Annotated in this window: 23 protein-coding genes; 17 read left to right on the top strand and 6 right to left on the bottom strand. The window is 68.0% G+C overall.

Features of this window, described 5'->3' with window-relative positions:
• The first annotated feature begins 59 nt into the window (after positions 1–59).
• The 9 genes from gloA (at position 60) to rplL (ending at position 7,672) form a co-directional block, all read left to right on the top strand.
• Positions 60–461 carry a lactoylglutathione lyase gene (gene gloA, locus KBY95_RS06545; protein WP_254964161.1) on the top strand — a complete coding sequence of 134 codons (402 nt, stop codon included), beginning with the start codon at positions 60–62 and terminating at the stop codon, positions 459–461.
• On the top strand, positions 451–3,330 hold the full coding sequence (locus KBY95_RS06540) for an ATP-dependent Clp protease ATP-binding subunit (RefSeq protein ID WP_254964160.1): 2,880 nt from the start codon (positions 451–453) through the stop codon (positions 3,328–3,330). The genes gloA and KBY95_RS06540 overlap by 11 nt, the downstream gene beginning before the upstream one ends.
• A 49-nt stretch (positions 3,331–3,379) precedes the next feature.
• The gene (gene secE / locus KBY95_RS06535) at positions 3,380–3,673 is read left to right on the top strand and encodes a preprotein translocase subunit SecE (RefSeq protein ID WP_396094880.1); all 294 of its coding nucleotides are present in this window, start codon (positions 3,380–3,382) and stop codon (positions 3,671–3,673) included.
• Positions 3,673–4,407, top strand: coding sequence for a transcription termination/antitermination protein NusG (gene nusG, locus KBY95_RS06530; protein ID WP_254964159.1), 735 nt, complete (start codon positions 3,673–3,675; stop codon positions 4,405–4,407). The genes secE and nusG overlap by 1 nt, the downstream gene beginning before the upstream one ends.
• 158 nt (positions 4,408–4,565) lie before the next feature.
• Complete coding sequence (gene rplK, locus KBY95_RS06525) at positions 4,566–4,991, top strand: 50S ribosomal protein L11 (RefSeq protein ID WP_216906672.1); 426 nt, start codon at positions 4,566–4,568, stop codon at positions 4,989–4,991.
• Between the two features lie 82 nt (positions 4,992–5,073).
• Complete coding sequence (gene rplA / locus KBY95_RS06520; RefSeq protein ID WP_254964158.1) at positions 5,074–5,781, top strand: 50S ribosomal protein L1; 708 nt, start codon at positions 5,074–5,076, stop codon at positions 5,779–5,781.
• Positions 5,782–5,826: 45 nt separating this feature from the next.
• Positions 5,827–6,435 carry a GDSL-type esterase/lipase family protein gene (locus KBY95_RS06515; RefSeq protein WP_254964157.1) on the top strand — a complete coding sequence of 203 codons (609 nt, stop codon included), beginning with the start codon at positions 5,827–5,829 and terminating at the stop codon, positions 6,433–6,435.
• A 259-nt stretch (positions 6,436–6,694) separates the two neighbouring features.
• On the top strand, positions 6,695–7,222 hold the full coding sequence (gene rplJ, locus KBY95_RS06510; RefSeq protein ID WP_254964156.1) for a 50S ribosomal protein L10: 528 nt from the start codon (positions 6,695–6,697) through the stop codon (positions 7,220–7,222).
• Positions 7,223–7,285: 63 nt separating this feature from the next.
• Positions 7,286–7,672 (top strand): 50S ribosomal protein L7/L12, encoded by a 387-nt coding sequence (gene rplL, locus KBY95_RS06505; protein WP_254964155.1) that lies wholly within the window; start codon positions 7,286–7,288, stop codon positions 7,670–7,672.
• A gap of 324 nt (positions 7,673–7,996) precedes the next feature.
• Here the strand turns inward: rplL and KBY95_RS06500 are convergent, their stop codons facing one another.
• Positions 7,997–8,740: a DUF3747 domain-containing protein gene (locus tag KBY95_RS06500; RefSeq protein ID WP_254964154.1), complete on the bottom strand. Its 744-nt coding sequence runs from the start codon at positions 8,738–8,740 to the stop codon at positions 7,997–7,999.
• A 73-nt stretch (positions 8,741–8,813) separates the two neighbouring features.
• On the opposite strand from KBY95_RS06500, the gene KBY95_RS06495 reads away from it, so the two are divergent.
• Genes KBY95_RS06495 through KBY95_RS06470 form a run of 6 tightly spaced genes read left to right on the top strand, consistent with a single transcriptional unit; the run spans position 8,814 to position 15,804 of the window.
• The gene (locus KBY95_RS06495) at positions 8,814–9,560 is read left to right on the top strand and encodes a ribonuclease H (protein WP_254964153.1); all 747 of its coding nucleotides are present in this window, start codon (positions 8,814–8,816) and stop codon (positions 9,558–9,560) included.
• A gap of 10 nt (positions 9,561–9,570) precedes the next feature.
• A complete protein-coding gene (locus KBY95_RS06490; protein ID WP_254964152.1) occupies positions 9,571–10,758 on the top strand; it encodes a quinone-dependent dihydroorotate dehydrogenase in 1,188 nt (395 codons plus the stop codon).
• 33 nt (positions 10,759–10,791) lie between these two features.
• Positions 10,792–11,694 (top strand): hypothetical protein, encoded by a 903-nt coding sequence (locus tag KBY95_RS06485; RefSeq protein ID WP_254964151.1) that lies wholly within the window; start codon positions 10,792–10,794, stop codon positions 11,692–11,694.
• Entirely contained in the window at positions 11,691–12,398 is a 708-nt protein-coding gene (locus KBY95_RS06480) for a PilN domain-containing protein (RefSeq protein WP_254964150.1), read from the top strand. The genes KBY95_RS06485 and KBY95_RS06480 overlap by 4 nt, the downstream gene beginning before the upstream one ends.
• A complete protein-coding gene (locus tag KBY95_RS06475; RefSeq protein ID WP_254964149.1) occupies positions 12,395–13,156 on the top strand; it encodes a hypothetical protein in 762 nt (253 codons plus the stop codon). The genes KBY95_RS06480 and KBY95_RS06475 overlap by 4 nt, the downstream gene beginning before the upstream one ends.
• A gap of 2 nt (positions 13,157–13,158) precedes the next feature.
• Positions 13,159–15,804, top strand: a complete 2,646-nt coding sequence (locus KBY95_RS06470; protein ID WP_254964148.1) for a type II secretion system protein GspD — start codon at positions 13,159–13,161, stop codon at positions 15,802–15,804.
• A gap of 32 nt (positions 15,805–15,836) precedes the next feature.
• Here the strand turns inward: KBY95_RS06470 and KBY95_RS06465 are convergent, their stop codons facing one another.
• Genes KBY95_RS06465 through KBY95_RS06450 form a run of 4 tightly spaced genes read right to left on the bottom strand, consistent with a single transcriptional unit; the run spans position 15,837 to position 20,332 of the window.
• On the bottom strand, positions 15,837–16,670 hold the full coding sequence (locus KBY95_RS06465; RefSeq protein WP_254964147.1) for a pentapeptide repeat-containing protein: 834 nt from the start codon (positions 16,668–16,670) through the stop codon (positions 15,837–15,839).
• The gene (locus tag KBY95_RS06460; RefSeq protein ID WP_254964146.1) at positions 16,667–18,526 is read right to left on the bottom strand and encodes a DUF3488 and transglutaminase-like domain-containing protein; all 1,860 of its coding nucleotides are present in this window, start codon (positions 18,524–18,526) and stop codon (positions 16,667–16,669) included. The genes KBY95_RS06465 and KBY95_RS06460 overlap by 4 nt, the downstream gene beginning before the upstream one ends.
• On the bottom strand, positions 18,523–19,434 hold the full coding sequence (locus KBY95_RS06455; protein ID WP_254964145.1) for a hypothetical protein: 912 nt from the start codon (positions 19,432–19,434) through the stop codon (positions 18,523–18,525). Before KBY95_RS06455 ends, KBY95_RS06460 begins: the two co-directional genes overlap by 4 nt.
• Entirely contained in the window at positions 19,421–20,332 is a 912-nt protein-coding gene (locus tag KBY95_RS06450; RefSeq protein WP_254964144.1) for a MoxR family ATPase, read from the bottom strand. The genes KBY95_RS06455 and KBY95_RS06450 overlap by 14 nt, the downstream gene beginning before the upstream one ends.
• A gap of 88 nt (positions 20,333–20,420) precedes the next feature.
• On the opposite strand from KBY95_RS06450, the gene KBY95_RS06445 reads away from it, so the two are divergent.
• Positions 20,421–21,560 (top strand): histidinol-phosphate transaminase, encoded by a 1,140-nt coding sequence (locus KBY95_RS06445; protein WP_254964143.1) that lies wholly within the window; start codon positions 20,421–20,423, stop codon positions 21,558–21,560.
• On the opposite strand, the gene KBY95_RS06440 is transcribed toward KBY95_RS06445, so the two are convergent.
• Positions 21,544–22,626: a glycosyltransferase gene (locus KBY95_RS06440; protein ID WP_254964142.1), complete on the bottom strand. Its 1,083-nt coding sequence runs from the start codon at positions 22,624–22,626 to the stop codon at positions 21,544–21,546. The genes KBY95_RS06445 and KBY95_RS06440 overlap by 17 nt on opposite strands.
• A 77-nt stretch (positions 22,627–22,703) precedes the next feature.
• Between KBY95_RS06440 and KBY95_RS06435 the strand changes: the two genes are divergently transcribed.
• Complete coding sequence (locus KBY95_RS06435) at positions 22,704–23,495, top strand: hypothetical protein (RefSeq protein WP_254964141.1); 792 nt, start codon at positions 22,704–22,706, stop codon at positions 23,493–23,495.
• The last annotated feature ends 3 nt before the right edge of the window (positions 23,496–23,498 follow it).

Here is a 23,498-nt window from a genome sequence, read left to right as displayed (position 1 = left end):
CGGACGCGGCCCAGGCCTACGGCCCCCTGGTCAGAATGGCGCCAGCTGGTCCAGCGCCGATGCGACTGCTTCACACCATGCTCAGGGTGGGCGATCTGGAGCGCTCCCTGCGCTTCTATCTCGAGGTGCTCGGCATGAAGCTGCTGCGCCGCAAGGACTATCCCGGTGGCTCCTACACCCTGGCCTTCGTGGGCTATGGCGATGAACACGAGACCACCGTGCTGGAACTCACCCACAACTGGGGCACCGACGCCTACGAGCTCGGCACGGGTTTCGGCCATCTGGCCATCGGCGTCGATGACATCTATGCCACCTGCGCGGCCATCGCCGCCAAGGGGGGCCGGGTGGTGCGCGAACCCGGGCCGAAGCAGCACGGCACCAGCGTGATCGCTTTTGTGGAGGATCCCGACGGCTACAAGGTGGAACTGATCCAGACGTCGTCAAGGTCCGATGCGCCCTGATTCCGGCCTGCGCGACGACCGGGGGCCGGCGGGCGCTGCCGCAAGCCTCACCAGTGATCCCGACCGCTTCAGTGACGCCGCCTGGGATCTGCTGATCGCTTCCCAGGAGCAGGCGAGGCGCTGGCGCCATGGCGCCATGGATGTGGAGCACCTGCTGCTCACCCTGCTGCTGAACCGGCGCTTCTCGAGCTGGGTGGCGCCGCTGCCCCTCGACGAGGACCGGCTGCTCGACCGGCTGGAAAGCTTCTGTGCCGAGCAGCCCGGCGGCGACGGCGGCACGCTCTACATCGGCGATGCCCTCGAAGATCTGCTGGAGGAGGCCGATCGTCGCCGGGCGGCCTGGGGATCCCGGCTGCTGGACGTGCCCCACGTGCTGCTGGCTCTGCTGGTGGAACCCCGGATCGGGGCGTCCCTGCTGGTGGAGGAAGGGCTGAGCGAGGACCTGCTGCTGCGCCAGTGGCGGCCGCTGCCGGCCGTTGCGACGGCCTCTCCGGCCACGTCCTTTCCAGCCCCGACCTCTACGGCTTCGGCTTCGCCTCCAGCTGCCGTGTCACCAGCCGCGCCGCCGCCGGTGAGGGAGTCGGCTCCGCCGTCGACGCTGCGGTCTTCGCCGGCAGCGGAGACCACCATGACCCTGCAGCGGGAGGAGGACCCCGAACCCGGTGCCCTGGCCCGCTACGGCCGTGATCTCACCGCCGCTGCCCGGGCCGGAGAACTCGATCCGGTGGTGGGACGGGATCTGGAGATCCGCCGGCTGATCCAGGTGCTCTCCCGCCGCAGCAAGAACAACCCGGTGCTGATCGGTGAGCCCGGCGTCGGCAAGACCGCCGTGGCCGAATCCCTGGCCCAGCGGATCGTGGCCGGTGAGGTGCCCGATGCGTTACGGGGGCTGCGGCTGGTGGCTCTGGATCTGGGGGCCCTGATCGCCGGGGCCAAGTTCCGCGGCCAGTTCGAGGAGCGCCTGCGCAGCGTGCTGGCCGAGGTCCGAGACAACGATGGTGCTGCTGGCGCGGAGAGGGGCGTTGGCCGGTCTGGCGGGGTGGTGCTGTTCATCGACGAACTGCACACGGTGGTGGGCAGCGACCGCTCCGGCACCGATGCGGCCAGCATCCTCAAACCGGTGCTGGCCCGGGGCGACCTGCGCTGCATCGGCGCCACCACCCCCGAGGACTACCGGCGCAGCATCGAGAAGGATCCGGCCCTGGAGCGCCGTTTCCAGCAGGTGGTGATCCGCGAGCCCGACGGCGCCACCTGCCTCGAGATTCTGCGGGGGCTGAAGGAGCGCTACGAGCTCCACCACGGCGTCACCATCACCGATGGGGCCCTGGTGGCCGCTTCCAGGCTCGCGGCCCGCTACATCAGTGACCGCTGCCTGCCGGATTCGGCCATCGACCTGATCGACGAGGCCGCCGCCAACCTGCGCATGGAGGCCACCTCCAAGCCCCAGGTGGTGGAGGCGGCCGAGGCGGACCTGCGGCGGGTGGAGCTGGAGCTGCTGGCCGCTGAAGCGGCCCCCCTGGAGGAACGCGTGCAGCTGCAGGAGCAGCGACGCTGCGCGCATGAGCAGCTCGAACGGCTGCAGCGTCGCTGGGCGGGGGAGCGGGAACGCCTTGAGGAACTGCGCGAGCTCATGCACCAGGACGAGGACCTGCGCCACGCCATCGCCGAGGCGGAGAGGGACGGGGACCTGGAGGAGGCGGCCCGACTCCAGTACGACCAGCTGCACAAGGTGCAGCAGCGCCGCGCCGCCGTCGAGGCGGAACTGCAGAGCGATCCGATGCTGCGGGAGCAGGTGGAGGAGGGGGACATCGCCGATGTGGTGGCCCGCTCGACCGGCATTCCCGTGCAGCAGCTGCTGGCAGGGGAACGCCAGAAGCTGCTGGAGCTGGAGCAGCGGCTCGCCGGGCGGGTGATCGGCCAGCCGGAGGCGGTGGCGGCGGTGGCGGCCTCGATCCGCCGTTCCCGGGCCGGGATGCAGGCCCCCACCCGGCCGGTGGGGTCGTTCCTGTTCCTGGGGCCCACGGGCGTCGGCAAGACGGAACTGGCCAAGGCCCTGGCGGCAGCCCTGTTCGATGAGGAGGAGGCGCTGGTGCGGCTGGACATGAGTGAATTCATGGAGCGCAACGCCGTCGCCCGCCTGGTGGGGGCCCCTCCCGGCTACGTGGGGTATGAGGAGGGGGGCCAGCTCACCGAGGCCGTGCGCCGCCGCCCCTATGCGGTGCTGCTGCTCGACGAGGTGGAAAAGGCCCACCCCGATGTGTTCAACCTGCTGCTGCAGGTGCTCGATGACGGCCGCCTCACCGATTCCCAGGGCCGCACGGTGGACTTCCGCCACACGGTGGTGATCATGACCAGCAACCTGGCCAGCCGGGCGATCCTTGAGCGGGCCCGCTCTGGCTCCAGCCCCGACAGCGGCGGGGATCCCCACTCCCCGGAGGGGGAGCTGGCCCAGGAACGGGCCCTCGATCTGGCGGTGGAGGAGGCCCTGTCGCGCCAGTTCCGCCCGGAATTTCTCAACCGCATCGATGAGGTGATCCGTTTCCGGCCCCTGGCCCGCACCGATCTCGAGCGCATCGTGCGGCTGCAACTGGCGGAGCTGGCCGCCCTGCTGCGGGAGCAGCACCTGGAACTGGAACTGGATGAGGCTGTCGTGGTGGCCCTGGCCCAACAGGGCTACGAGCCGGAGTACGGCGCCCGTCCGCTGCGGCGGGTGCTGCGCCGGCGTGTCGAGAACCCCCTGGCGACCGAATTGCTGGAGGAGCACTTCAGTGGGGCCAGGGGGGTGCGGCTGGAGCTCGCCGGCCCCGGGGAAGCGGGCTTTCGCTTCATTCCCCTGAAGGCTGCAGGGGAAGGACGTCCGGTAGGGTGATCGTTTGCCGATGTCTGCCGATAGAACGGCAGGCCTCGGAATCCACGCCGTGGAACCCATCCCCCCCGCCACCACCACCACGAGCAGTCCCGACGGGCCCCTGGCCCAGAGGAACGGCCTGTCCGCCTCCGAAGCTGGGCAGGACGGTCCTGGAGCTGAGGAGGAGACCCCCACCGGTTTCCTCGCGGTCACCCTTGCGGAGCTGCAAAAGGTTGTCTGGCCGAGCCGCCAGCAGCTGTTCAGCGAGTCGGTGGCGGTGATCCTGATGGTGAGTCTTTCGGCTGCGGCGATCGCCGCGATCGATCGCTTCTATCACTGGGGATCGGCCCAGATCTTCCGTTGATGACCCCTCCCCTGTCTGCCGTGCCCGAGACCGTGCCCGAGATCGAACCGGACGCCCCCGAGGTGCTCGAGCCTCCTGGCGAAGGCCATGCCCTTGCCATCGACGTGGCCAACGAGGGGGGCGAGCTTGTTGGGGAGGCTGGCGCCGAGGCGGGTGAAGCCGTCAAGCCCCAGGTGGCGCGCTGGTTCGCGGTTCAGGTGGCTTCCAGCTGCGAGAAGAAGGTGAAGGCCACCCTCGAGCAGCGGGCCGTCACCCTGGGTGTCAGCAACCGGATCCTCGAGATCGAGATTCCCCAGACCCCTGGTGTCAAGCTCAAGAAGGACGGCAGCCGCCAGTCCATCGAGGAGAAGGTGTTCCCCGGCTATGTGCTGGTGCGCATGGTCCTCGACGAGGACACGATGATGGCGGTGCGCAGCACCCCCAACGTCATCAATTTCGTCGGCCAGGAGGAACGCCGCGCCACCGGCAAGGCCCGGGGCCACATCAGGCCCCGGCCCCTCAGCCGCCAGGAGGTCGATCGGATCTTCAAGCGTGCCGCCGAGAAGAAGCCCGTTCTCAAGGTCGACCTCACCGAGGGTGATCAGATCCTCGTCACGGCCGGTCCCTTCAAGGACTTCCAGGGCGAAGTGATTGAGGTCTCAGGCGAACGCAGCAAGCTGAAGGCCCTCCTGTCGATCTTCGGCAGGGAAACCCCGGTCGAACTCGAGTTCTCCCAGATCAGCAAACAGAGCTGATCAGCGGCGGCCGCCTCCCTGCGGAGGGCGGCCCAGGGTGGTCCCTCACAGGACCGCCACGCTGCCGGGCCGGCCACCGCCCCGGCCATCCGCAGTGCTCCCGCAAGGGAGTCCCGTCCCGCTCTCCCGCAAGGGAGTTCCGTCCCCTAGCCCAGACGATGGCCAAGAAAGTCGTAGCTGTGATCAAGCTGGCCCTCCAGGCCGGCAAAGCGAACCCTGCACCACCGGTGGGCCCTGCCCTCGGTCAACACGGGGTCAACATCATGGCGTTCTGCAAGGAATACAACGCCCGCACCCAGGAGAAAGCCGGGTACGTGATCCCGGTGGAGATCTCGGTCTTTGAAGACCGCAGCTTCACCTTCATCACCAAGACCCCGCCCGCCTCGGTGCTGATCTCCAAGGCCGCCGGCATCGACAAGGGTGCCGCCACGTCCGCCAAGGGCGCGGTGGGTGCCATCAGCCGCGCCCAGCTCGAGGAGATCGCCAAGACCAAACTGCCCGATCTCAACTGCGCCAGCGTTGAATCGGCCATGCGCATCATCGAAGGCACCGCCCGCAACATGGGTGTTGCCGTCAGCGACTGACCCTCCCCGGGCGTCGTTCCATTCCATTTCCATTCACTTATCCGGGGGAGACCGTCCACGGTCGTCCGCACCCCTTCCTGCCATGACAAAAATCTCCAAACGCTTCACGGCCCTCGCCGCCAAGGTGGAGGACCGCGCCTATGAACCGCTCGAGGCCATCGAGCTGGTCAAGGACACCGCCACCGCGCGCTTTGACGAGACGATCGAAGCCCATGTGCGTCTCGGCATCGATCCCAAGTACACCGACCAGCAGCTGCGCACCACCGTGGCGCTGCCCAACGGCACCGGTCAGTCGATTCGCATCGCGGTGATCGCCCGTGGTGAGAAGGTGGCCGAAGCCAAGGCCGCCGGTGCCGACCTGGCCGGCGACGATGAGCTGGTCGACCAGATCGCCGGTGGCGCCATTGACTTCGATCTGCTGATCGCCACCCCCGACATGATGCCGAAGGTGGCCAAGCTCGGCCGGGTGCTCGGTCCCCGCGGCCTGATGCCGAACCCCAAGGCCGGCTCCGTCACCACCGATCTGGCCGGTGCCATCAACGAGTTCAAGGCTGGCAAGCTGGAGTTCCGTGCCGACCGGGCCGGGATTGTTCACGTGCGCTTCGGCAAGGCCAGTTTCACCAGCGCCAAGCTGCTGGAGAACCTCAAGGCCCTGCAGGAAACCATCGACCGCAACAAGCCCAGCGGAGCCAAGGGCCGCTACTGGAGGAGCCTTTATCTGGCCTCCACCATGGGCCCTTCGGTGCAGGTCGACTTCGCCGCCCTCCAGGACATCAAGCAGGACAGCTGAGTCATCACCGTGCCTGCGTCGTCATGGCTACGGACCGCTGGCTGGGTGGCGTTTCCGCTCCTTCTGCTGGGGTTGGGGTGGGCCCTGCTCGCCAGGCCCGGTGCCCTATCGCAGGAGCCGTCCGGCTCGCTGCTGACCCGTGGCGGTCCGGTGACCTTCGTCGGTGATTCGCTCACGGCCCAGGGCGATTGGCAGGCGGCCTTTCCCGGGCATCAGGTTCACAACCGGGGCGTGAGCGGTGACACCACCTTCCAGCTGATGGCCCGCTTGCCGGCGGTCCGCCAGACGGGTGCCAGCACCTATCTGGTGATGGTGGGGATCAATGACATCGGTTGGGGCTATAGCCCCAGGGGCATCGCCAGCCGGATCCAGTGGCTGCGATCGGGCCTGCAGCTCGGCGGCGGGGCGCGGGTGATCGTCCAGTCCACCATCCCTTGCGCACGGTTCCGCTGTGGTCCCGAGGGTCTTCACCGGGTGGCGGAACTCAACCAGCGGCTTGCCCAACAGATTCCCCCGCAGGACTTTGTTGACCTCACCCCGGTGATGGCCGACGCCGATGGGCTGAAGCACGCCTATACGGTGGACGGCGTGCATCTCAACGCCGCCGGTTACGCCCGGTGGCAGTCGCGACTGCGGGAACTGGGCCTGCCGTGATGTAGGTTAAAAGGCTGGATTCGTCCAGAAGGGCTCGCGCCCCACCCAAGACAGCAGGTTGTCAGGGTCGTCGATTTCGGTCGATGTTGCTCCGTCATAAGCCCTGCCGAGGTTCACGCGATTGGTTTTTGCCTGTGCTGGGGTCTCCGCAGGAGTCCCTCAGATCGGAGCGGAGCGATGAGCGGCCTCGAAGCTTCCCTTCCCGGGAGGCCGTCCGGGCCGCGTTCCCTGCTTGTTCCCCCGATCCGATCCACCTCCTATGGGCCGCACGCTGGAGAACAAGCAACAGATCGTCGAAGAGCTCAAAGGGCTCCTCGGTGAAGCCGAAATGGCGCTGGTCCTGGATTTCAAGGGCCTGACCATCAAGGAGATGACTGATCTGCGGACCCGTCTGCAGGCCAGCAGCGGTGTGTGCAAGGTGACCAAAAACACCTTGATGCGCCGTGCCATTGATGGTGACAGCGCCTGGTCGGATCTCGATTCCCTGCTCACCGGCACCAACGCCTTCGTCCTGGTCAAGGGCGATGTCGGCGGTGCGGTGAAGGCCCTGCAGTCCTTCCAGAAGGACACCAAGAAGTCGGATGTGAAAGGAGGCCTTTTCGAAGGCAAGCTCCTGTCCCCCTCCGACATTCAGGCCATCGGGGATCTGCCCTCCAAGGAGGTGCTCATGGCCCAGATCGCCGGTGCGATCAATGGCCTGGCCACCAAGCTGGCTGTGGGTATCAACGAGGTTCCGTCCGGTCTCGCCAGGGCGCTCAAGCAGCACGCCGAATCCGGCGAAGGTTGAGTTCGCCTTTCGCGAACCCCTGGGCTCCACCGATCCTCCCGTTCTGTTGCTGATTCCCCCCCCATGTCCGCTACCACCGACCAGATTCTCGAACAACTGAAATCCCTCTCGCTGCTTGAGGCTTCCGAGCTCGTCAAGCAGATCGAAGAGGCCTTCGGCGTGTCCGCCGCCGCTTCGGCTGGCGTCGTCATGGCCGCTGCCGCCCCCGGCGCCGCCGCCGAGGCGGTTGAGGAGCAGACCGAATTCGACGTCATCCTCGATGGCTTCGATCCGGCCGCCAAGATCAAGGTGCTCAAGGCCGTCCGCGAGGCCACCGGCCTCGGTCTGGGCGAAGCCAAGGCCCTTGTCGAAGCCGCTCCCAAGGCCGTCAAGGAAGGCATCTCCAAGAACGATGCCGAAGCTCTCAAGAAGAGCATCGAAGAAGTGGGTGGCAAGGTCTCCATCAAGTGACCGGCCGAAGCCGTGCCCCCGGGCGCGGCGACCCCTTCGTTTCCAGCCGGCCTTTCGGGCCGGCTTTTTTCATGCTCCAGGCCGCTGAGGGCGCGTGGCCCACACCGGCAACCGGGAGCCCGATCCATAAAAAAGAGCCCCGCCGAAGGCAGGGCTCTGGAGATGGAACGATTCCGGGAGTCTGTCCTCGTTTCGACCCTGGAAGAGCGTCCTTCACTCCTCACCAGATCAGAATAAGTGAGGCGAAAGGCAGGTGCGGGGTGAACAGTCCGGTGATCCAACTGGCCCCCAGGCCCGGGAAACCAAACGGGATAAAGAGTGGGCTCAGAGCCCTCCTGGGTTGGCTTCGCTGTAGGGAATCACCTGGAGGGCGATCGCCCGACCGGAGCGGCCCGAGCCCATGCTGTCGTCACCCTGGCCCAGCATCGGGTCAGCATCGATTCCAGGGAGTTCAGCCCGGCCGGTGCCCTGGGGACGTCGGAAGGTCTGGCTGCCGCCGGCCCGGGCGATCAGTTGCTCCAAGGGGGCCGGGCTGGCGAAGTAGAGGTGCGTCAACGCCCTTTGTTCATAGGTGCGCCGTTGGAGATCCCAGCCTGGCTCGAGCTTGAGGGCCACGAAGCCGTCGCGGTCACGCAGGGGCACCTCGGCCCTGCCAACCACCAGAACGGCGGAATTCCTTGGGGAGACGGCCTGCAGCTCCAGGCGGGAGCCCACCTGCTGCACCTGCAGGCGATAGCTGGTGCCCAGGTCCTGGTCGGCGACCCGCAGCGAGTAACCGTTGCTGTCGAGGTAGCGATTGCAGATGCCGGTGAAGTCGAACCGGTTCAGGGTCGGATCAACCAGGCCATCCGGGCGGGCCTGCCAGCAGGAGGGCTTGGCGGCCAGCTGTTCCAACACCAGGAGCGTCCAGTCGTTGTCGCCGACCGGCCTGGCCAGCACCGCGAAACGTTCGGCGTCCACCTCCGTGCTCTGGAAGAGAGCAGCGGCCATGGCCAGCTTGGGCTGGACCATCGGCAGGCCTGCTCCTGCCAGGACCAGGCCCGCCAGGGCCAGGTAGGTTCGCTGCATGGAAACACCTCCAGGGCCCGGGCGTTTTCCGGGAGACAGAGGCTAATTCAAGCGATGCTGTCAAGGGAACTCCATGGGTGATCGTCCGGTGCGGGTATTGGCTGCCGCCTGCGACGGGGCCTGCAGTGGCAACCCCGGGCCGGGAGGCTGGGGGGCGCTGCTGCGCTTTGAGGACGGTTCCCGTCGGGAGCTGGGGGGGGCGGCCCAAGCCACCACCAACAACCGGATGGAGCTCACCGCTGCCCTGGCGGTGCTGGAGGCGCTGCGGGACCTGCCGCGTCATCCCGATCTGGTGCTGCGTACCGACAGCCGTTACCTGATCGATGGCTACGAGAAGTGGATGGCCGGCTGGAAGCGCAAGGGCTGGCGCACCGCGTCCGGTGGAGCCGTGCTCAACCGCGACCTCTGGGAACTGCTGGATGCCGCCAGGTTGCCGGGGCTGGCCCTGCGCCACGTGCGTGGCCACAGCGGTGATCCGGACAATGACCGCTGCGATGCCATCGCCGTCGCCTTCTCCCGTGGCCAGGCCCCGGCCCTGGCCGTCGAAACCCAGCCCTCCCTCGCGCCGCAGTCTGAGGCCAGGGATCTGGCCCCCACGTCGCTGCAGGAGTTGCTCTCCCGCATGGAGCTGGCCGATCGGTTGGCCGCGGGGGGCTACAGCCTGCGGGCCGTGGAGCTTGCCAGGCTGCTGGAGGTACCCACAGCCACCCTGGAGGGGAAAGAGGATCCCTGGCTCTGGCGCGACTGGCTTGTCAGGCCCCTGGGCAATGGGAACTGGCGGCTGGAGCGCGGCGCGGGAGGATTGGCCAGGCCGCAGTAAGGAGACAGGGATGCCGCAGGAGCAATCGACCGGTGGCGGCCAGCTGGGAACCGGTGCCCTCTATGCCCGGTTCGTCGAGCCGCTGCTGCGTCGTGATGACGGCGCCGACGCCGAACAGCTGAGTCGTCTGACGCTGCTGGCCCTGGGCCAGGCGTCCCTGCGCCGCCAATGGCCCCTGGTGAGCGGCAGCCTGGCGGGGCTGGGGGCGGAGCTGCAGCGGCGGGATCCCCGCCTGGAGCAGACGCTGTTCGGCTGTCGCTTTGCCAATCCGGTGGGGCTGGCCGCGGGCTTCGACAAGAACGGTGTGGCGGCCGCGATCTGGCATCTGTTCGGATTCGGCTTCGCCGAGCTGGGCACCATCACCTGGCAGCCACAACAGGGGAATCCCCGGCCGAGGTTGTTCCGGCTGGCCGAGGAGCGGGCGGCGCTCAACCGCATGGGTTTCAACAACGATGGGGCCAGGGGCGTGCGTCGAACCCTGGAGCGCCAGGGTCTGCCCCCGCCGGGCCAGCGGCCCGCGGTGCTCGGCATCAATCTCGGAAAATCGAAGATGGTGTCGCTGGAGATGGCCCCCGACGATTACGCGGCCAGCCTGGAGCTGTTGGCCCCCCTGGCCGACTATGCGGTGGTGAATGTCAGCTCACCCAACACCCCGGGGTTGCGGGATTTGCAGGAGGAAGCCCAGCTGCGGCGGCTGGTGGAGCGTCTGCGGCGGCTACCGGCCTGTCCTCCCCTGCTGGTGAAGATCGCCCCCGATCTCGAGGACGATGCCATCGACACGATTGCCCGCCTGGCTTACGAGGAGGGTCTGGCCGGAGTGATCGCGGTGAACACATCGGTCCACCGACTCGGGCTCGAAGGACGTCGTCTGGAGGCCACCGGTCAGACCCTTGCCGAGGAAGCCGGAGGACTGAGCGGCCGGCCCCTGCGGCGACGGGCGGTGGAAGTGCTGCGCCGGTTGCGGGCGACCGCAGGTCCCGCACTGCCGCTGATCGGTGTGGGCGGCATCGACTCAGCCGAGGCTGCCTGGGAGCGCATCAGCGCAGGAGCGTCCCTGATCCAGATCTACACCGGTTGGATCTATGCAGGCCCCGCACTTGTGCCATCGATTCTGGAGGGATTGACCCGCCAGCTCGATCGCCATGGATGTCGGACGCTTTCTGAAGTTGTAGGTTCGGGGATGCCTTGGCGCCCATAATTCGGTACCTTTCGCAGGCAACGGATCTCAGCCTTGGTTTTTTCTGGCCTGATCGGCTTGAAGGATGATCTGGACGATCGCCTGCGTCCGATCCGTGCGCAAGTTTTTCCGCGGCAGTTGCTGCTTGAGCTGCAGGACGTGTCCTTGATGGGACAGGTCCTGCGGGGAAACGGACCGGAGCCCGTGAGCATTGATCTGCCGCTGCCTCCGCTGACCTGCCTCGATGGCCAGCCCCTGGAGAAAGAACCCCTGGGCGACCTGATCGGCGATCTGCTGGTGCGTGACGGTCTGCTGGATGCCGTGGTGCTGGCCTCGCTTCCGGAGGGGGCTGTCGAGTGGCGCGTCATTGACTGGCCCCTGGAGGCCACCCCCGACGACCCCATCGAAGCGTTGCGGACGATCGACCCGCCCCTCACGCTGGCCGTTCCCCTGAGCGAAGCGAGCATCGACCTGCGGCCTCTGCCGGGCCCCAGTCCGCGCATGTTGCTGGCCGTGGCGTCCAAAAAGCTGGTAGACGACTGGATTGAGGTGTTCAACCTGGCCGGAGCCCAGCTGGAGAGGCTGGCCCCGGCCCAGTCCTGCCGTTTGGCCGCGGTGAACGCGCTGCTGGAGCACGCCGCGGAAGACGTCCTGACCCTGCTGATCCATCCGCTGCCGGTGGGTGCCCGGCTGCTGCTGCTGCGGCGCGCCGAGCCGGTCTTCGATTGGCTTCTGCCCGAGGAGGACGATCAGCTCGTCCGGGACGTGGTCCGCTGCGTGGCCTTCTATCGACGTCGCGATCCTTCCGTGCATCGGCTCCGGCTGCTGCTCAGCGGGCCGCTGGCCAGCCAGGACCATCTTCAGGACACCCTGAAGGTGCGCGCCGAGCTGCTCACCCCCCAGCCGTTCGGGTCCCTGGTTCTGCAGGGGCTGGCGATGGCGGAGCGGGACCGATGACGGCTCCCTTGGATCTGCTGCGGGAGCGGCGCAAGGAACTCGGCCAGGAGAGCATCGTCACGGCCCTGCTGGATCGACGGTCCCTGCTGCTGCGGGGTGCCCTGATCGGAACGGCCGTGTTGGCGGCGGCCGTGGTCGGCACGGCCCTGGTGCTCCTGCGCTACCCGGTGGTCAAGGCCCAGACGGCCCAGCTCACCCGTTTCGAAGTCGAGGCCACCCAGATGCAGGCGGAGATGGCGGCCAGCAAGGCCAAGCTCGACCAGCTCACCACCACCACCCGCAGCCTGACCGAGAGCCTCACCACCCTGCGCACGTCCTCGGCGCTTCTGGCCGACCTGCAGCTGCGCATTCCCGAGGGGATTCAGCTCCAGAGCGTGGAAGCCCAGGAGCAGAAGCTGGTGCTCAAGGGGCAGGCGCTGGACCCCCTGGCCTTTGCCCGCATCAATGCGCTGCAGTTGGAGCTGGCCCGCTCGCCGTTGATGGAGGCCAAGGGCGTGACGCTCGTCAAGCTGGAGCGGGTCCCTGCGGCCGCCCCCGTTGCCGGCCAGACCGGGCCGGCGGCCCCGGCCGCGGTCAGCTTCGAACTTGTCGGTCCCTTCGCCAGCCTGACTCCCGCCCGTCAATTGGTGGTCATGCGGCAGCTGGGATCCGAGGGCATGGTGCGCCGGCTCCAACTCCTTCAGGCGGAGGGCCTCATCCCATGACGAATCTTCAGCAAGAGGCCTCCAGGCTCCCCGTTTCCACCCTGCGCCTGATCTGGCTGACGCTGCCGGCGGCCGTGATCGGCGGGCTGGGCCTGCTGGTGGTCCTCGCCGCCCTGCTGCCCCTCTGGGCCACCCTCCAGCGGGACAGCCAGCGCCTCCAGGAGCTGGAGCAGCTGCGGGATCAGGTGACGCTGATGCGGGGGCAGCTGGTCGCGACCCAGGAGAACACCGAGGCGGCCATGGCCAGCAAGGCCAAGATCGAGCGGCTGATCACCGGCAACGGCGACCTCTCAACCTTTCTGGCCATGCTCGACCGCGAGGCCGATGGTTCGGGTGTTCAGCTGACCCTGTACGAGCCCACCCAGGCGGTGCCCGCGGCCACGGCACCGCCCGCCGCTGGCGCCGCACCAGCTGCCCCCGCAGCACCCGCAGCGCCGGCAGGCGCCGCCGCCGCCCCGAGTGATCCTCTGGCACAGCAGGGACTCAGCCAGCGAACGCTACTGGTGTCGGCCCGTGGGTCATTCCCTGCGCTGCTGGCCTTTCTGCGTCGCCTGGAATCCCTCAATGTGCTGGTGGTGCAGAGCGATCTCAATCTCACCCTGCCCGACGACAAACCCTCCGACGGCCAATCTCTCCAACCGAGTCCCCAAGTGGTCATGAAGCTCACCCTGGGTCTCTACAGCCGATCTTCGGCTCCTGCTGCCGCGCCCCCCGCAGCGGCAGCCCCGGCGCCAGCTGCTCCTGCAACTCCCAACTGACCATGCCGTTGCAACGGGATCCGGAAACTGGCCGTTTCGCCCAATCGCCGATACCATTCGACCGATTCGGAGAGCTTCGGAACGTGGCAAAACGTCAGTGGCGGCACGTTATTTCTGCATCTCTCGGCTTCGTTGTTTTGCAGCAGGGGACAGGGCTCCACGCTGTGGCTGCCACCGCTGTCCCACCCGCAGCAGGGCGGGCTGCAAGCCCACGGCTGTATGAGATCGCCCAGGCCAGCGGCTCCCTCGACATCAAGTTGCGGCGCACGCCCGATTCGGTCGAGGTGGTGATCGAAGGCACTGGCCCTTCCCCCTTGCTGCAACAAACCACCCAGGGAGCCATCTGGTCGGGCCGTCTGCAGACGGCCATGCCGATGACCCTGAGGCGCGGCCCGGTGCAGCTCTCCCTGCCAGAGGCTGGACTCCAGAGCATCAGCTTGCAGGGTTCAGGCAACCTCTTCGAGCTAAGGGTCTCCCCCACTCCCGGATTTCCAGTCGGGCGTCCTGTGGTCAGCGCCGACGGTAGCAACCTGATCCTTACGTTCAACGCGCCTGCTCAGACCACCCTTCAGACCCTGACCCCCAACGTCAACACCCCGGGCAGGGTGCCGCAGCCAGGCTTCATCCCCCCCCTGCAGCCCCGCGCCGTGGCGCCGCCGCTCGGGGACATGGCTGTGGGCACCATGACCATCAGCAATCCCAGCTATGTGAATGTCAGCGGGCCGCCGGTGACGATGACCCTGCGCAACGCTCCGGCCAAGGATGTGCTGATGGCGCTCAGTCAGCTGGGTGGATACGGGTTCGTCTACGTCGGCGACACCCCGGCTTCCGGACCCTCGGGAGGCGCTGCACCATCGGCCTCGTCCCCAGATATGCGGCCCATCTCGATCTCCTTCCGGCGCGAAGGCTATGGCCGGGCGATCAACTCCGCCCTGCTGGCGGCTGGGCTCCAAGGCAAGCGCGACGGCAACACGATCTTCGCCGGCCCCAGGGTGCTTTCCAAGAGCTTCGGCGCCCAGCTCTCAAAGGTTTACAGGTTGAATCAGGTGCCAGCCAACTCTGCTGCTGACTATCTGGCAAACCTTGGGGCCCAGGTCACCAAGACCAACACCATCTCCACAGCAGTCTCTGAGGGAATTGCCGCAACGGCCGCTCCTGTCGGCAGTCCAACGTCCTCCACGACTACCTCCAGCACGATCACCAGCGTGGAGTCCTACGGGGCCGCCAACGGCCCACTGGTAGGCCTACAGGCCACCACCGACACCAGGCTCTCCACTATCACCTTGGTGGGCGCTCCGCGCTTGGTAACCATCGCTGAGCAGTATCTCAAGCAAATGGATCTACGCCAGCGGCAGGTGGCTCTGGCGGTGAAGATTCTGGATGTAAATCTAGAGAATGATTTTGAGGTGGCCAATAGTTTTGCTTTTCGCTGGGGAAATAACTTCATTGTTAATGATAATGGCCAGCTATTGGGAGCCTTTGGGCGAAGCCTCCCTCCCACCGCCGATAACTTTTCAGAAACAGAACTGATCACCCGATCAAGTCGTACAGAAGGCTCTGCTTTGGGTTCTGCTGCAAATACCTCTTCTGCGCAGCTAGGCCTAAACTCTGCTGACACCAGTAATTTGACCCTTAGTCAGCTTTCCTCTATCAACTCAACGCTCACTCGAGAGACGGGTTTTGAGCTTTTGCCTTCGGGACTTATTCGGCCAATTGATTCTGAGCTGAGTCGATCATTGTCTAATGCGACGTCAAGCGTTGAACGGGTGATATCTAATGTTCTTGGTCGCAATATCAATGTTCAACAAAACTCAAACGCTTCCAGTTCTTCCTCGTTTAGTGCTAACGAATCTGCATCGTCTGCTTTCTCTGGATCTCGCAGGCCCAACCCTGGATTGAATTATCCGCCTGACAACTTTTTTAATTTCGTCCAAGCTCAAATCGTTTCACGCAACTCCAAGCTCATCGCCAGCCCTACATTGATTCTGCAGGAGAATTCCTCTTTTTTGCGTGAATCTTCTGGCGGTGGATCTTCGAGTGGAGCTGATGAAGATAGACCTGGCGGTTTGGACCAGTACACGATCGATTCTCCGATCGGTCGGCGTCGTGCTAACGAAGCGGTGGTGAGAGTGGGTACTAATGTGATCACCGAATTCGAAACCAATTCATCGGCCAATAGCGGCACGGCGAGTAATGTGATCACTTGTACCCCAACCTTGTCTACCGCTGGACTCGTGCTTGGGGCCCGAGTTGAGAAAATTGATGATAATGGTTTTGTTACTTTTTCGCTTTCGCCTAGTGTTTCTGCTGTTACCGATCGACTGCCAGTTCCAGGGTGTGGATCGATCGATATTCTCAGCGTTCGACGGCTTGATACAGGCGCCTTAAGGGTACGTGATGGGCAGACTCTGATTCTCACTGGTGTGATCTCTGACTTTGATGTTGCCGAGGTCAAGAAGTGGCCAATTCTTGGCGACATTCCCTTGATTGGTCAGTTCTTTCGAGGCTCTGCCAATAACCGCCAGAAGAGAGAACTTGTCATTATGGTATCTCCACGCATCATCAATGACACAGAGGGAGGCACCTATGGTTATGGCTATCAGCCCTCAACGCCAGCCTCCCGAGCGTTCCTCGGAGGTACGCCTTAGGAAGACGCGAAAGTTGGCATCTTGTCTTCTTGTCAGAATGCCAAGGGGAGCAGGAACTTAAGAGCCAGGGGCGCCACAAACTGAGCAAAGCCGGCTGCGCCTGTAAGTAATTGACCTCCCAAGGCACTGCCTTGGTCGGCTTTGCGATTGGGTTTCAATATCGCTGCGGCAACGCTTGTCAGCTGTTTCGCCTGGGCCTCCTCGCCGGCCTGGCCGTAAAGGACGGCGGCATAGTTAATGTCTTGAGCGGCCAGCTCCGTCTTGCCTTGTTCCGTGCGGCTCAGGCCCCGGGCCACCCAGCTGATCGCTGCCTCGGGTTGCAGCCGGATCGCCTCGGAAAACAGCTGCTCCGCCTGGGGATGGCGGCCCTCCAGGGCCGCAGTGACGCCCGCGTTGTGCAGTTCGGGGTAGCTCAGCACCGTGGGGGCGACACCTCTGGCGTCCTGCCAGTGGCTGCGGGCGAGACCGCCGGGGTCAAGCTGGGCGCCGCTCAGATCGCTCTGGCGCAGGTCGGTGCCCTCCAGGTTGGCGCCGCGCAGATCGGCGCCCCGCAGGGAGGCTCCCTGGAGACTGGTGAAGCGCAGGTCGGCCCCCTCAAGACGCGCCCCGTCCAGCCGGGCCTGGCCCAGATTGGCGCGCTGAAGCTTGGCCCCGCGCAGATCCGCATCCCGCAGGTCGGCATGGACCAGGTCGGCATCCTGAAGTTTGCAGCCGGGGCAGTTCCGCTGATTCAGCAGGCGGAGAAGGTCGTCGTCGTTGCGCCCCTGGACGGCCCCGGGCAGCAGCAGGGCCAGCAACGCCGCGCCGGTGAACAGCAGGCCCCTGAGGTGGATCTGGCTCCGGGCGGACCCGTGCACGCTGGTCATGGTCGCCTGTTCAGGGGTACCCCCCGTTGTACCGCTTCTTTTGGCAGGTTGCCGGTTCGCAGGGAACGGCGCAGGGCCCGTCCCAGCCGCCGAGTCTCTCGCCGTCCCGCACGGCTGGGGGTGCTGGCGAAGCGCTGCCGCTGGTAGTTCCCCACATACGCGTTGAGGGGATCGCCCAGGGCCGGCCATCGCTGCGTCAGCCGCTGGGCGAAGACGGGGAGGGTTTCCCCCGCATCGGGCGCCATGCCGTGCCTGGCGAAGGCCCGCAGGGTGTGCTCCAGCTCCAGGCGCAGGGTATCGCCGCTGCGGCGGCGGCCCAGCCAGCCCAGGCCCCCCAGGCTGGCGGCCAGGCTGATGGCCACCGCCAGCAACACCACCAGCCCGAGCAGATGGCGCTGGTCGCCCAGCAGCCGCTGCACCAGGGCCTGTTGCTGCTCGCTGTCGTACCCCAGCCACCAGCGGGCCCAGGCGATGTCGAGGCCCCACCACTGCCGCTGCAGCCAGTCCCAGGGGGCGGTGCCGGTGGCTGTCTCGCCGCTGGTCTCCGCGGTCGCCAGTGGGTCCCCATCGGCCCAGGCGGTGGGATCGACCCGTTGCCAGCCTTCGCCTTGCAGCCACACCTCGCTCCAGGCGTGGGCATCGGCCTGGCGCAGGTCCACGTAGCCGGTGCCCCCCACCGGCTGCACCCACTGGCCGCCGCGGTAGCCGCTCACCACCCGTGCCGGCACCCCCGCCGCCCGCATCAGGGTGGTGAAGGCGCTGGCGTAGTGGCCGCAGAAGCCGAGCCGGGTTTCGAAGAGGAAATGGTCGAGGGGGGCCTGGCGCGGCAGGGCCCCGGGCTCAAGGGTGTAACGGAACGGTTGGCTGCGGAACCAGCTGCCGGCGGCGTTCAGCCGCTCCCGGTCGCTGCCGAGGCGTCCCCAGCCAGCGGCCAGGGCCTCCAGTCGTGGGTTCTCGCCCCGGGGCAGGACCAGATCGATGGGCCCGGGCGGTTCCGTGCGCCAGTCGCCCGGATCCGCCGTCCGGGTGAGGGCGTAGACACGCCGTTGGCTGCCCGGCGCCCGGTTCAGCAGTTCGCCGCTGCGCTGTGGGGTCAGGTCGGGCGAGAGGGGCCGGCCGGCGCCGCTCCAGGGAACCGCCGACAGGCCGCTGGGTTCCACCAGCCAGAGCTGGATCCCTTCCCCCGGGGCGGCGGGCGTCGGTGCCGGCGCGGGGGGCTGGCCGGCCGCAGGCCTGGGGAACGGCGGGGCGGTGCTGCGCCAGCTGCGGCCATCGAAGCGTTCATGCACCAGAACCCGCCAGTAGCGCTGCTCCAGAGGGGGTGGTCCGCCGCCGAGGGGGAAGGCAACACGGGCCGCGGCTTCCCGGCTGACGGCGAGCCTGGCGATGGAGCCCGGGTCCATGCTGTCGCTGAGGCCGGTCATCGCCCCCATGCCATGGCCCGATCCCAGGCTGCTGAAGGGCATCAGCCGGGGCAGCAGCAGGAACAGCACCAGGGCGATCGGCAGCGCCGCCACCAGCACCTGCAGGCTGCGGCGCATCAGTGCTTTCCAGTCCGGACCCGCCCCCAGTTCCAGGGCCAGCAGGCCGGCCAGGGCCATCAGGATGGCCAGGCCCTGCAGCAGGCTCGGGCCCAGTTCGGGCCGCAGGGCCGCCAGCAGACCGGCACCGACCAGCTGCAGCAGGGCCACCACCCGCCGTTCCTCGAGGCTGCGGGCTTCGCGCAGCTTGAGGGCCGTCAGCACGGCCAGGCCGAAGGCCAGCAGGCTCAGGGACAGGGCCGGCGACAGGCCCAGCAGACCCACGGTCAGCAGGCCCATGGTGAGCCACTGCAAGGGAGCAGCAGCGCGGCTCATCGGCAACAGGCCAGGGCCGCCAGGCACTGGTCGCGGTGAACCATCCCCCGGCCGGGCTCGATGCTCTGGCCACTCAGCACCAGGCCATAGCTGAGGCCTTGGCCGTGGTAGCTCCAGATGCGCTCACTCAGGTGTTCGAGAGCCACCTCCAGGGGCACCCCAGGGTCCGGGGCCAGCAGCGGTGCCGTGTCCGGTTGGTCCAGGAACCGCTTGGCGTACTCGCCCCGCCCCTGGGCCAGCAGCTTCCAGGCCAGCCGGCTCGGGCTGTCCTGGGGGCGATGGGGGGCCAGGTCGCGCCAGTCGTCGCTGCCGTCCTGGCGGCTGGCGACGGCCGGCTCACCGGCCATTGGGGCGCTGGCACCGGCCAGCAGCCGCACCGGTCCTGCCCGGCGGGCCGGGTAGATCAGCTGGGCCGCCTCCGGGTACCAGCGCGACCAGCAGCAGAACAGCCCCAGGGGCGCGGTGGTCTGGACGCGTAGCAATCCAGGTTTGTGCCAGCCCCGCCCAGGAGGCGTCCAGGTCACGGTGAGCGCGTGCTCCCCCGGCGACAGAGAAAACGGGGCACCCGCCGCCTCTCCCGCCAGCCGCAGACGCACCCCTTCGCTGCGGCCGGGGCAGCGCACCTGGATCGGATAGGCCACCGGGGCCCCGGCGAAGCCCGGCGCCGGGGCCCCGCAGCCCAGTTCCACACCCTGCAGGTTGAAGTGGGTGAGGTGCAGGGTGAGCAGGAACAGGCTGAGCATCAGGAAGCTCAGCAGCAGCGTGCCGTTGCTCTGCATCTGGACGCCGATCACCTGCAGCAACACGGTGCCCGCCAGCCAGAGCCAGCCGAAGCGCGTCGGCAGGATGTAGAGGTTCCGCATCCGCAGGCGCACCCGCTCCCCCTGCTGGGGCCTACCGAAGTCCATCGACACCCGCCTGGAGTCGCTGGCTCAGCTTCCCATCGCTCTCCCCCCGCTGGCCGCCGTCCATGCGGTGCTCGCAGACGGCGGCCAGCACCGCCTGGACATCGTCTGGAATCACATGCTCGCGACCCTCCAGCAGCGACCAGGCGCGGGCGGCGGCCACCAGGGCCAGCCCGGCCCGGGGGGAGAGGGGATGGCCCTGGGCCGGCTGGCTGCGGCTGCGGTCCAGCAGGTCGAGCACGTAGTCGAGCAGGGCGGCGCTGCAGTGCTGCCGCTCGCAACGGGCCTGCAGCTCCAGCAGATCCTGCGGCCCGAAGGCGCCGCTGAGGCCATCGGGCCGCAGACCCTCGCCCTGCAGCAGGGCCCGTTCTGCCTGGCGGGGGGGGTAGCCGAGGCTGAGGCGCATCAGGAACCTGTCCAGCTGGGATTCCGGCAGGGCCGAGGTTCCCCCCTGGTCGAGGCCGTTCTGGGTGGCGATCACCAGAAAGGGCTGGGGCAGGGGATGGCTGACGCCGTCCACGCTCACCCTCCCGGCGGCCATCGCCTCCAGCAGGGCGCTCTGGGTGCGGGGGCTGGCCCGGTTGATCTCGTCGGCCAGCAGCACCTGGCTGAACAGGGGACCGGGCTGGAAATGGAAGCTGGCGGCGCCGGGGTCGAACACGTTCAGTCCGGTCAGATCGGCGGGCAGCAGGTCACTGGTGAAGCTCACCCGCTTGAAACCGAGCCCGAAGCTGCGGGCCAGGGCCTCCGCCAGGGTGGTCTTGCCCATGCCGGGCAGGTCCTCGATCAGCAGGTGGCCGCGGGCCAGCAGGCAGGCCAGGGCCAGCCGCACCTGGTGCTCCTTGCCCAGCAACACCTCACCGATCGCGCTGATCACCGGCTGGAGGGGGGAGGAGGGCACGGGGCGGGTGCGGTCACCGGTGGTTCCCCTATTGCAGCAGCACCGCCACCCTTCCGTGTTATTAACGCCTGAATGTTCCCTGGAGCCGGTGCCAGCTCCCCACCCGGTGACGGGGCTACCTGAACCGCCGGAACCCCATGGCGGCAATCTCCAGGCGGCCGCCCGACGTCTCGGATGCCGGCCGGCCCAGTTGCTGGACGCCAGCGCCTCCCTGGTGCCCTTCGGTCCGCCGCCCCGGCTGAAGCGCCTGCTGCACCGGGCGCTGGGCAGCGATCTGCGCGACTACCCCGATCGGGACTACCGGGCCCTGCGCGGGGCCATCGCCGCCTGGCACGGGCTCGACCCGGCCATGGTCCTGCCTGGCAACGGCGCCGCCGAACTGTTCACCTGGGCGGCGCGGGACGCCGCCGCCAGTGGCCTGAGCCTGCTGCCGGAGCCAGGGTTCGCCGACTACCGCCGGGCCCTGGACTGCTGGGGCGGCGCGTGGCTAGGCCTGCCGCTGCCCCTGGACTGGTGTGGCGCCGGCCCCTGCGCCTGGCCGCTGGCAGCGGCCGCCGCGTCATCCCGTCCGGCCGTGCTGTGGCTCACCAATCCCCACAACCCCACCGGCCAGCTCTGGAGCCGGGCCTCGCTGGAACCCCTGCTGGAGCGTTTTGCCCTGGTGGTGGCCGATGAGGCGTTCCTGCCGCTGGTGCCCGACGGGGAGGACCAGTCGCTGGTGACGCTCCTGAAAGCCCATCCCAACCTCGTGGTGATTCGCAGCCTCACCAAGCTGTTCTCGATCGCCGGACTGCGGCTCGGCTACGCCCTGGGTGGCGCTGAGCGGCTGTCCCGCTGGGCCGCCTGGCGCGACCCCTGGCCCGTCAACGGCCTGGCGGCGGCGGCGGGGCAGGCTCTGATGGCCGATCAGGCCGGCCTGCGGCGCTGGCAGCAGCGGGTGCAGCACTGGGTGGCCGCAGAGGGGGCCTGGCTGGCGGGGCGTCTGGCCCAGGTGCCCGGACTGGAGCCCCTGCCCTCGGCCGCCAACTACCTGCTGGTGCGGAGCACAGCAGCGGCCGGTTCGCTCCAGCCACTTCGGTTGGCACTGGAACGTCAGCACCGGATCCTGGTGCGCGACTGCCGCTCCTTCGAGGGCCTCGGCGACAACTGGCTGCGGATCGCCGTCCAGGACAGGGCCGGCAACCGGCGCCTGCTGGCGGCCCTGGAGCAGATCAGCCGCGGCCGATGAGCTGCTCCAGCACCTGCACCAGCCGTCGGTCGGCGTCCCGCACCGCCAGGGCCTCCATGCCGTCGCCCATCGGCACCAGGGGATCGGCGCCGGCGGGGCTGCCCCGCAGGCGGGGCCCCAGCAGCCGCCACACAGCCCGCTCCAGGGCCGGTTCGCCTGGCTCGTGCTGCCAGACGATCACCGCGGCACCCAGGCTGGCGGCGGCGGCGGCATTGGCGTCCTGATGCCGGTCGGCGGCCGCCGGGAAGGGCACCAGGATTGCCGGCGTGCCACAGACGGCCAACTCGCTGAGGCTGCCGGCGCCGGCCCGGCTGACGGCTAGATCGCAGTGCTGCAGCAGGCCCGGAAGTTCGTCGCTGAAGGCTCGCTCCACCACCCCGTCGAGCTGCAGCGTTCCAGCCTCAGGATCCTGGCTGCCCGTGAGGTGCACGATGCGGCAACCGCTGGACGCCAGTTGCGGCAGCAGGGGCCGCACCATGCGGTTGAGGCGCAGGGCCCCCTGGCTGCCCCCCATCACCAGCAGCAGGGGGCCGTCACCTCCGGGCACCCACTCCGGCAGGGGCGAGGGGGTAAGGAAGTCCCGCCGTACCGGGGTGCCGCACACCAGGGGTCGGCAGCGGGGCAAGCGCTCGGCTGCCTGGGGGAGGCCCACCGCCACCCGGGTGCAGAGGGGGCCCAGCAGCCGGGTCACCCGGCCCGGAATGGCGTTGCTTTCGTGCAGCACCACTGGCACCCCGCACCAGCGGGCGGCCAGGATCGCCGGCGCGGCGATGTACCCGCCGCTGCTGAACACCGCGCTCACCCCCTCCCGTCGGATCAGGCGCCGCATCGGCAGCACCGCCAGCAGCAGTTGCAGCAGGTTCCAGAGCTTCCGCAGCCCCCGTCCCTGCAGTCCGCCGGCCCGCACCATGTGCAGGGGGTACCGGCTGGGGACAAGGTCGGTCTCCAACCGGTTCGGTACCCCCACCCAGTGCACCTGCCAGTCGGCGGGAAGAGCTTCGGCCACCGCCAGGGCGGGGAACAGGTGGCCACCCGTGCCGCTGGCGGCGATCAGCAGGGTCGGCATGGGCGGGTGGGACGAGCGCGCCTAACTTAAAAGCCGATTCCGGTCCGCTCACCGCCGCCCCGGTTCCCTCCCTCTCCATGGTCCCGTCCCGCCTGCCGAACGCCTCCCTCCCCCCGGTTCAGCCGTCGCAGCGGCTGGGCGCTCTGCTGGCGACCATCGTGCTGGCCGGCGCTGGTGTGGCCCCCGCCCTGGCGGCCCCGCCCTCGCCCGCCCAGCTGCAGGCCCTCGAAAGTGCCCTCAACAGCAGCTCCGACACGGCCCTGGCTGCTCTGCTGCAGGCGGGGCCTGGGCTGGATCCCGCCCAGCTGGAAAGCCGCCGCCGCTTGCTGCGGCAGCAGTTTCCCGATGCCCGCTGGCAGCTGCGCAGCGGCGCCCAGATGCGCGACGGCCAGCCCACGGTGACCCTCCGGGTGGATGGCACCCGGCGTCAGGGCGGCACCACCTACCGGCTGGAGGCGGAGCAGCAGCTGGCCCTGCAAAGCGACGGAACCCGCATCAATGGCCAGACGGTGCTGCGGGAGCAGTCGTTGCTGCGCAGCGGTGACAAGCCCCTGCCGGTGAGCCTGCTGATCCCCGACGCGGTGCTGACCGGCCAGCGCTACGACGTCGACGTGATCTTCGACGATCCCCTCGACGGTGCCCTCTCCGCTGGGGGCATTGCGGCCATCACCCCCCAGCAGCAGGCCACGATGGCCAGCCCGAGCATGGAACTTGGCGCCCTCGGCGGCGGCGGGCTGTTCAAGATCGTGCAGGCTCCCCTCTCCCCCGGTTCCCAGACCTGGGCCGTGCTGCTGGTGCACCCCAACGGCATCGTCAGCGCCACCAAGCGTGTGCGCGTTGTCGCCGATCGCCAGTCGCTCGAGCTCTGAACC

The sequence above is a fragment of the Cyanobium sp. Aljojuca 7A6 genome (assembly GCF_024346455.1).
Lineage (GTDB): Bacteria > Cyanobacteriota > Cyanobacteriia > PCC-6307 > Cyanobiaceae > Cyanobium.
Note: the sequence above shows the minus strand (reverse complement) of the source record. Positions and strands in the feature narration are given on the sequence as shown.

Coding starts and splice junctions, on each gene's coding strand:
- gloA (WP_254964161.1), top strand. CDS start 60: ATGCGACTGCTTCACACCATGCTCAGGGTGGGCGATCTGGAGCGCTCC.
- KBY95_RS06540 (WP_254964160.1), top strand. CDS start 451: ATGCGCCCTGATTCCGGCCTGCGCGACGACCGGGGGCCGGCGGGCGCT.
- nusG (WP_254964159.1), top strand. CDS start 3,673: ATGACCCCTCCCCTGTCTGCCGTGCCCGAGACCGTGCCCGAGATCGAA.
- rplK (WP_216906672.1), top strand. CDS start 4,566: ATGGCCAAGAAAGTCGTAGCTGTGATCAAGCTGGCCCTCCAGGCCGGC.
- rplA (WP_254964158.1), top strand. CDS start 5,074: ATGACAAAAATCTCCAAACGCTTCACGGCCCTCGCCGCCAAGGTGGAG.
- rplJ (WP_254964156.1), top strand. CDS start 6,695: ATGGGCCGCACGCTGGAGAACAAGCAACAGATCGTCGAAGAGCTCAAA.
- rplL (WP_254964155.1), top strand. CDS start 7,286: ATGTCCGCTACCACCGACCAGATTCTCGAACAACTGAAATCCCTCTCG.
- KBY95_RS06500 (WP_254964154.1), bottom strand. CDS start 8,740: ATGCAGCGAACCTACCTGGCCCTGGCGGGCCTGGTCCTGGCAGGAGCA.
- KBY95_RS06495 (WP_254964153.1), top strand. CDS start 8,814: ATGGGTGATCGTCCGGTGCGGGTATTGGCTGCCGCCTGCGACGGGGCC.
- KBY95_RS06490 (WP_254964152.1), top strand. CDS start 9,571: ATGCCGCAGGAGCAATCGACCGGTGGCGGCCAGCTGGGAACCGGTGCC.
- KBY95_RS06480 (WP_254964150.1), top strand. CDS start 11,691: ATGACGGCTCCCTTGGATCTGCTGCGGGAGCGGCGCAAGGAACTCGGC.
- KBY95_RS06475 (WP_254964149.1), top strand. CDS start 12,395: ATGACGAATCTTCAGCAAGAGGCCTCCAGGCTCCCCGTTTCCACCCTG.
- KBY95_RS06470 (WP_254964148.1), top strand. CDS start 13,159: ATGCCGTTGCAACGGGATCCGGAAACTGGCCGTTTCGCCCAATCGCCG.
- KBY95_RS06465 (WP_254964147.1), bottom strand. CDS start 16,670: ATGACCAGCGTGCACGGGTCCGCCCGGAGCCAGATCCACCTCAGGGGC.
- KBY95_RS06460 (WP_254964146.1), bottom strand. CDS start 18,526: ATGAGCCGCGCTGCTGCTCCCTTGCAGTGGCTCACCATGGGCCTGCTG.
- KBY95_RS06455 (WP_254964145.1), bottom strand. CDS start 19,434: ATGGACTTCGGTAGGCCCCAGCAGGGGGAGCGGGTGCGCCTGCGGATG.
- KBY95_RS06440 (WP_254964142.1), bottom strand. CDS start 22,626: ATGCCGACCCTGCTGATCGCCGCCAGCGGCACGGGTGGCCACCTGTTC.
- KBY95_RS06435 (WP_254964141.1), top strand. CDS start 22,704: ATGGTCCCGTCCCGCCTGCCGAACGCCTCCCTCCCCCCGGTTCAGCCG.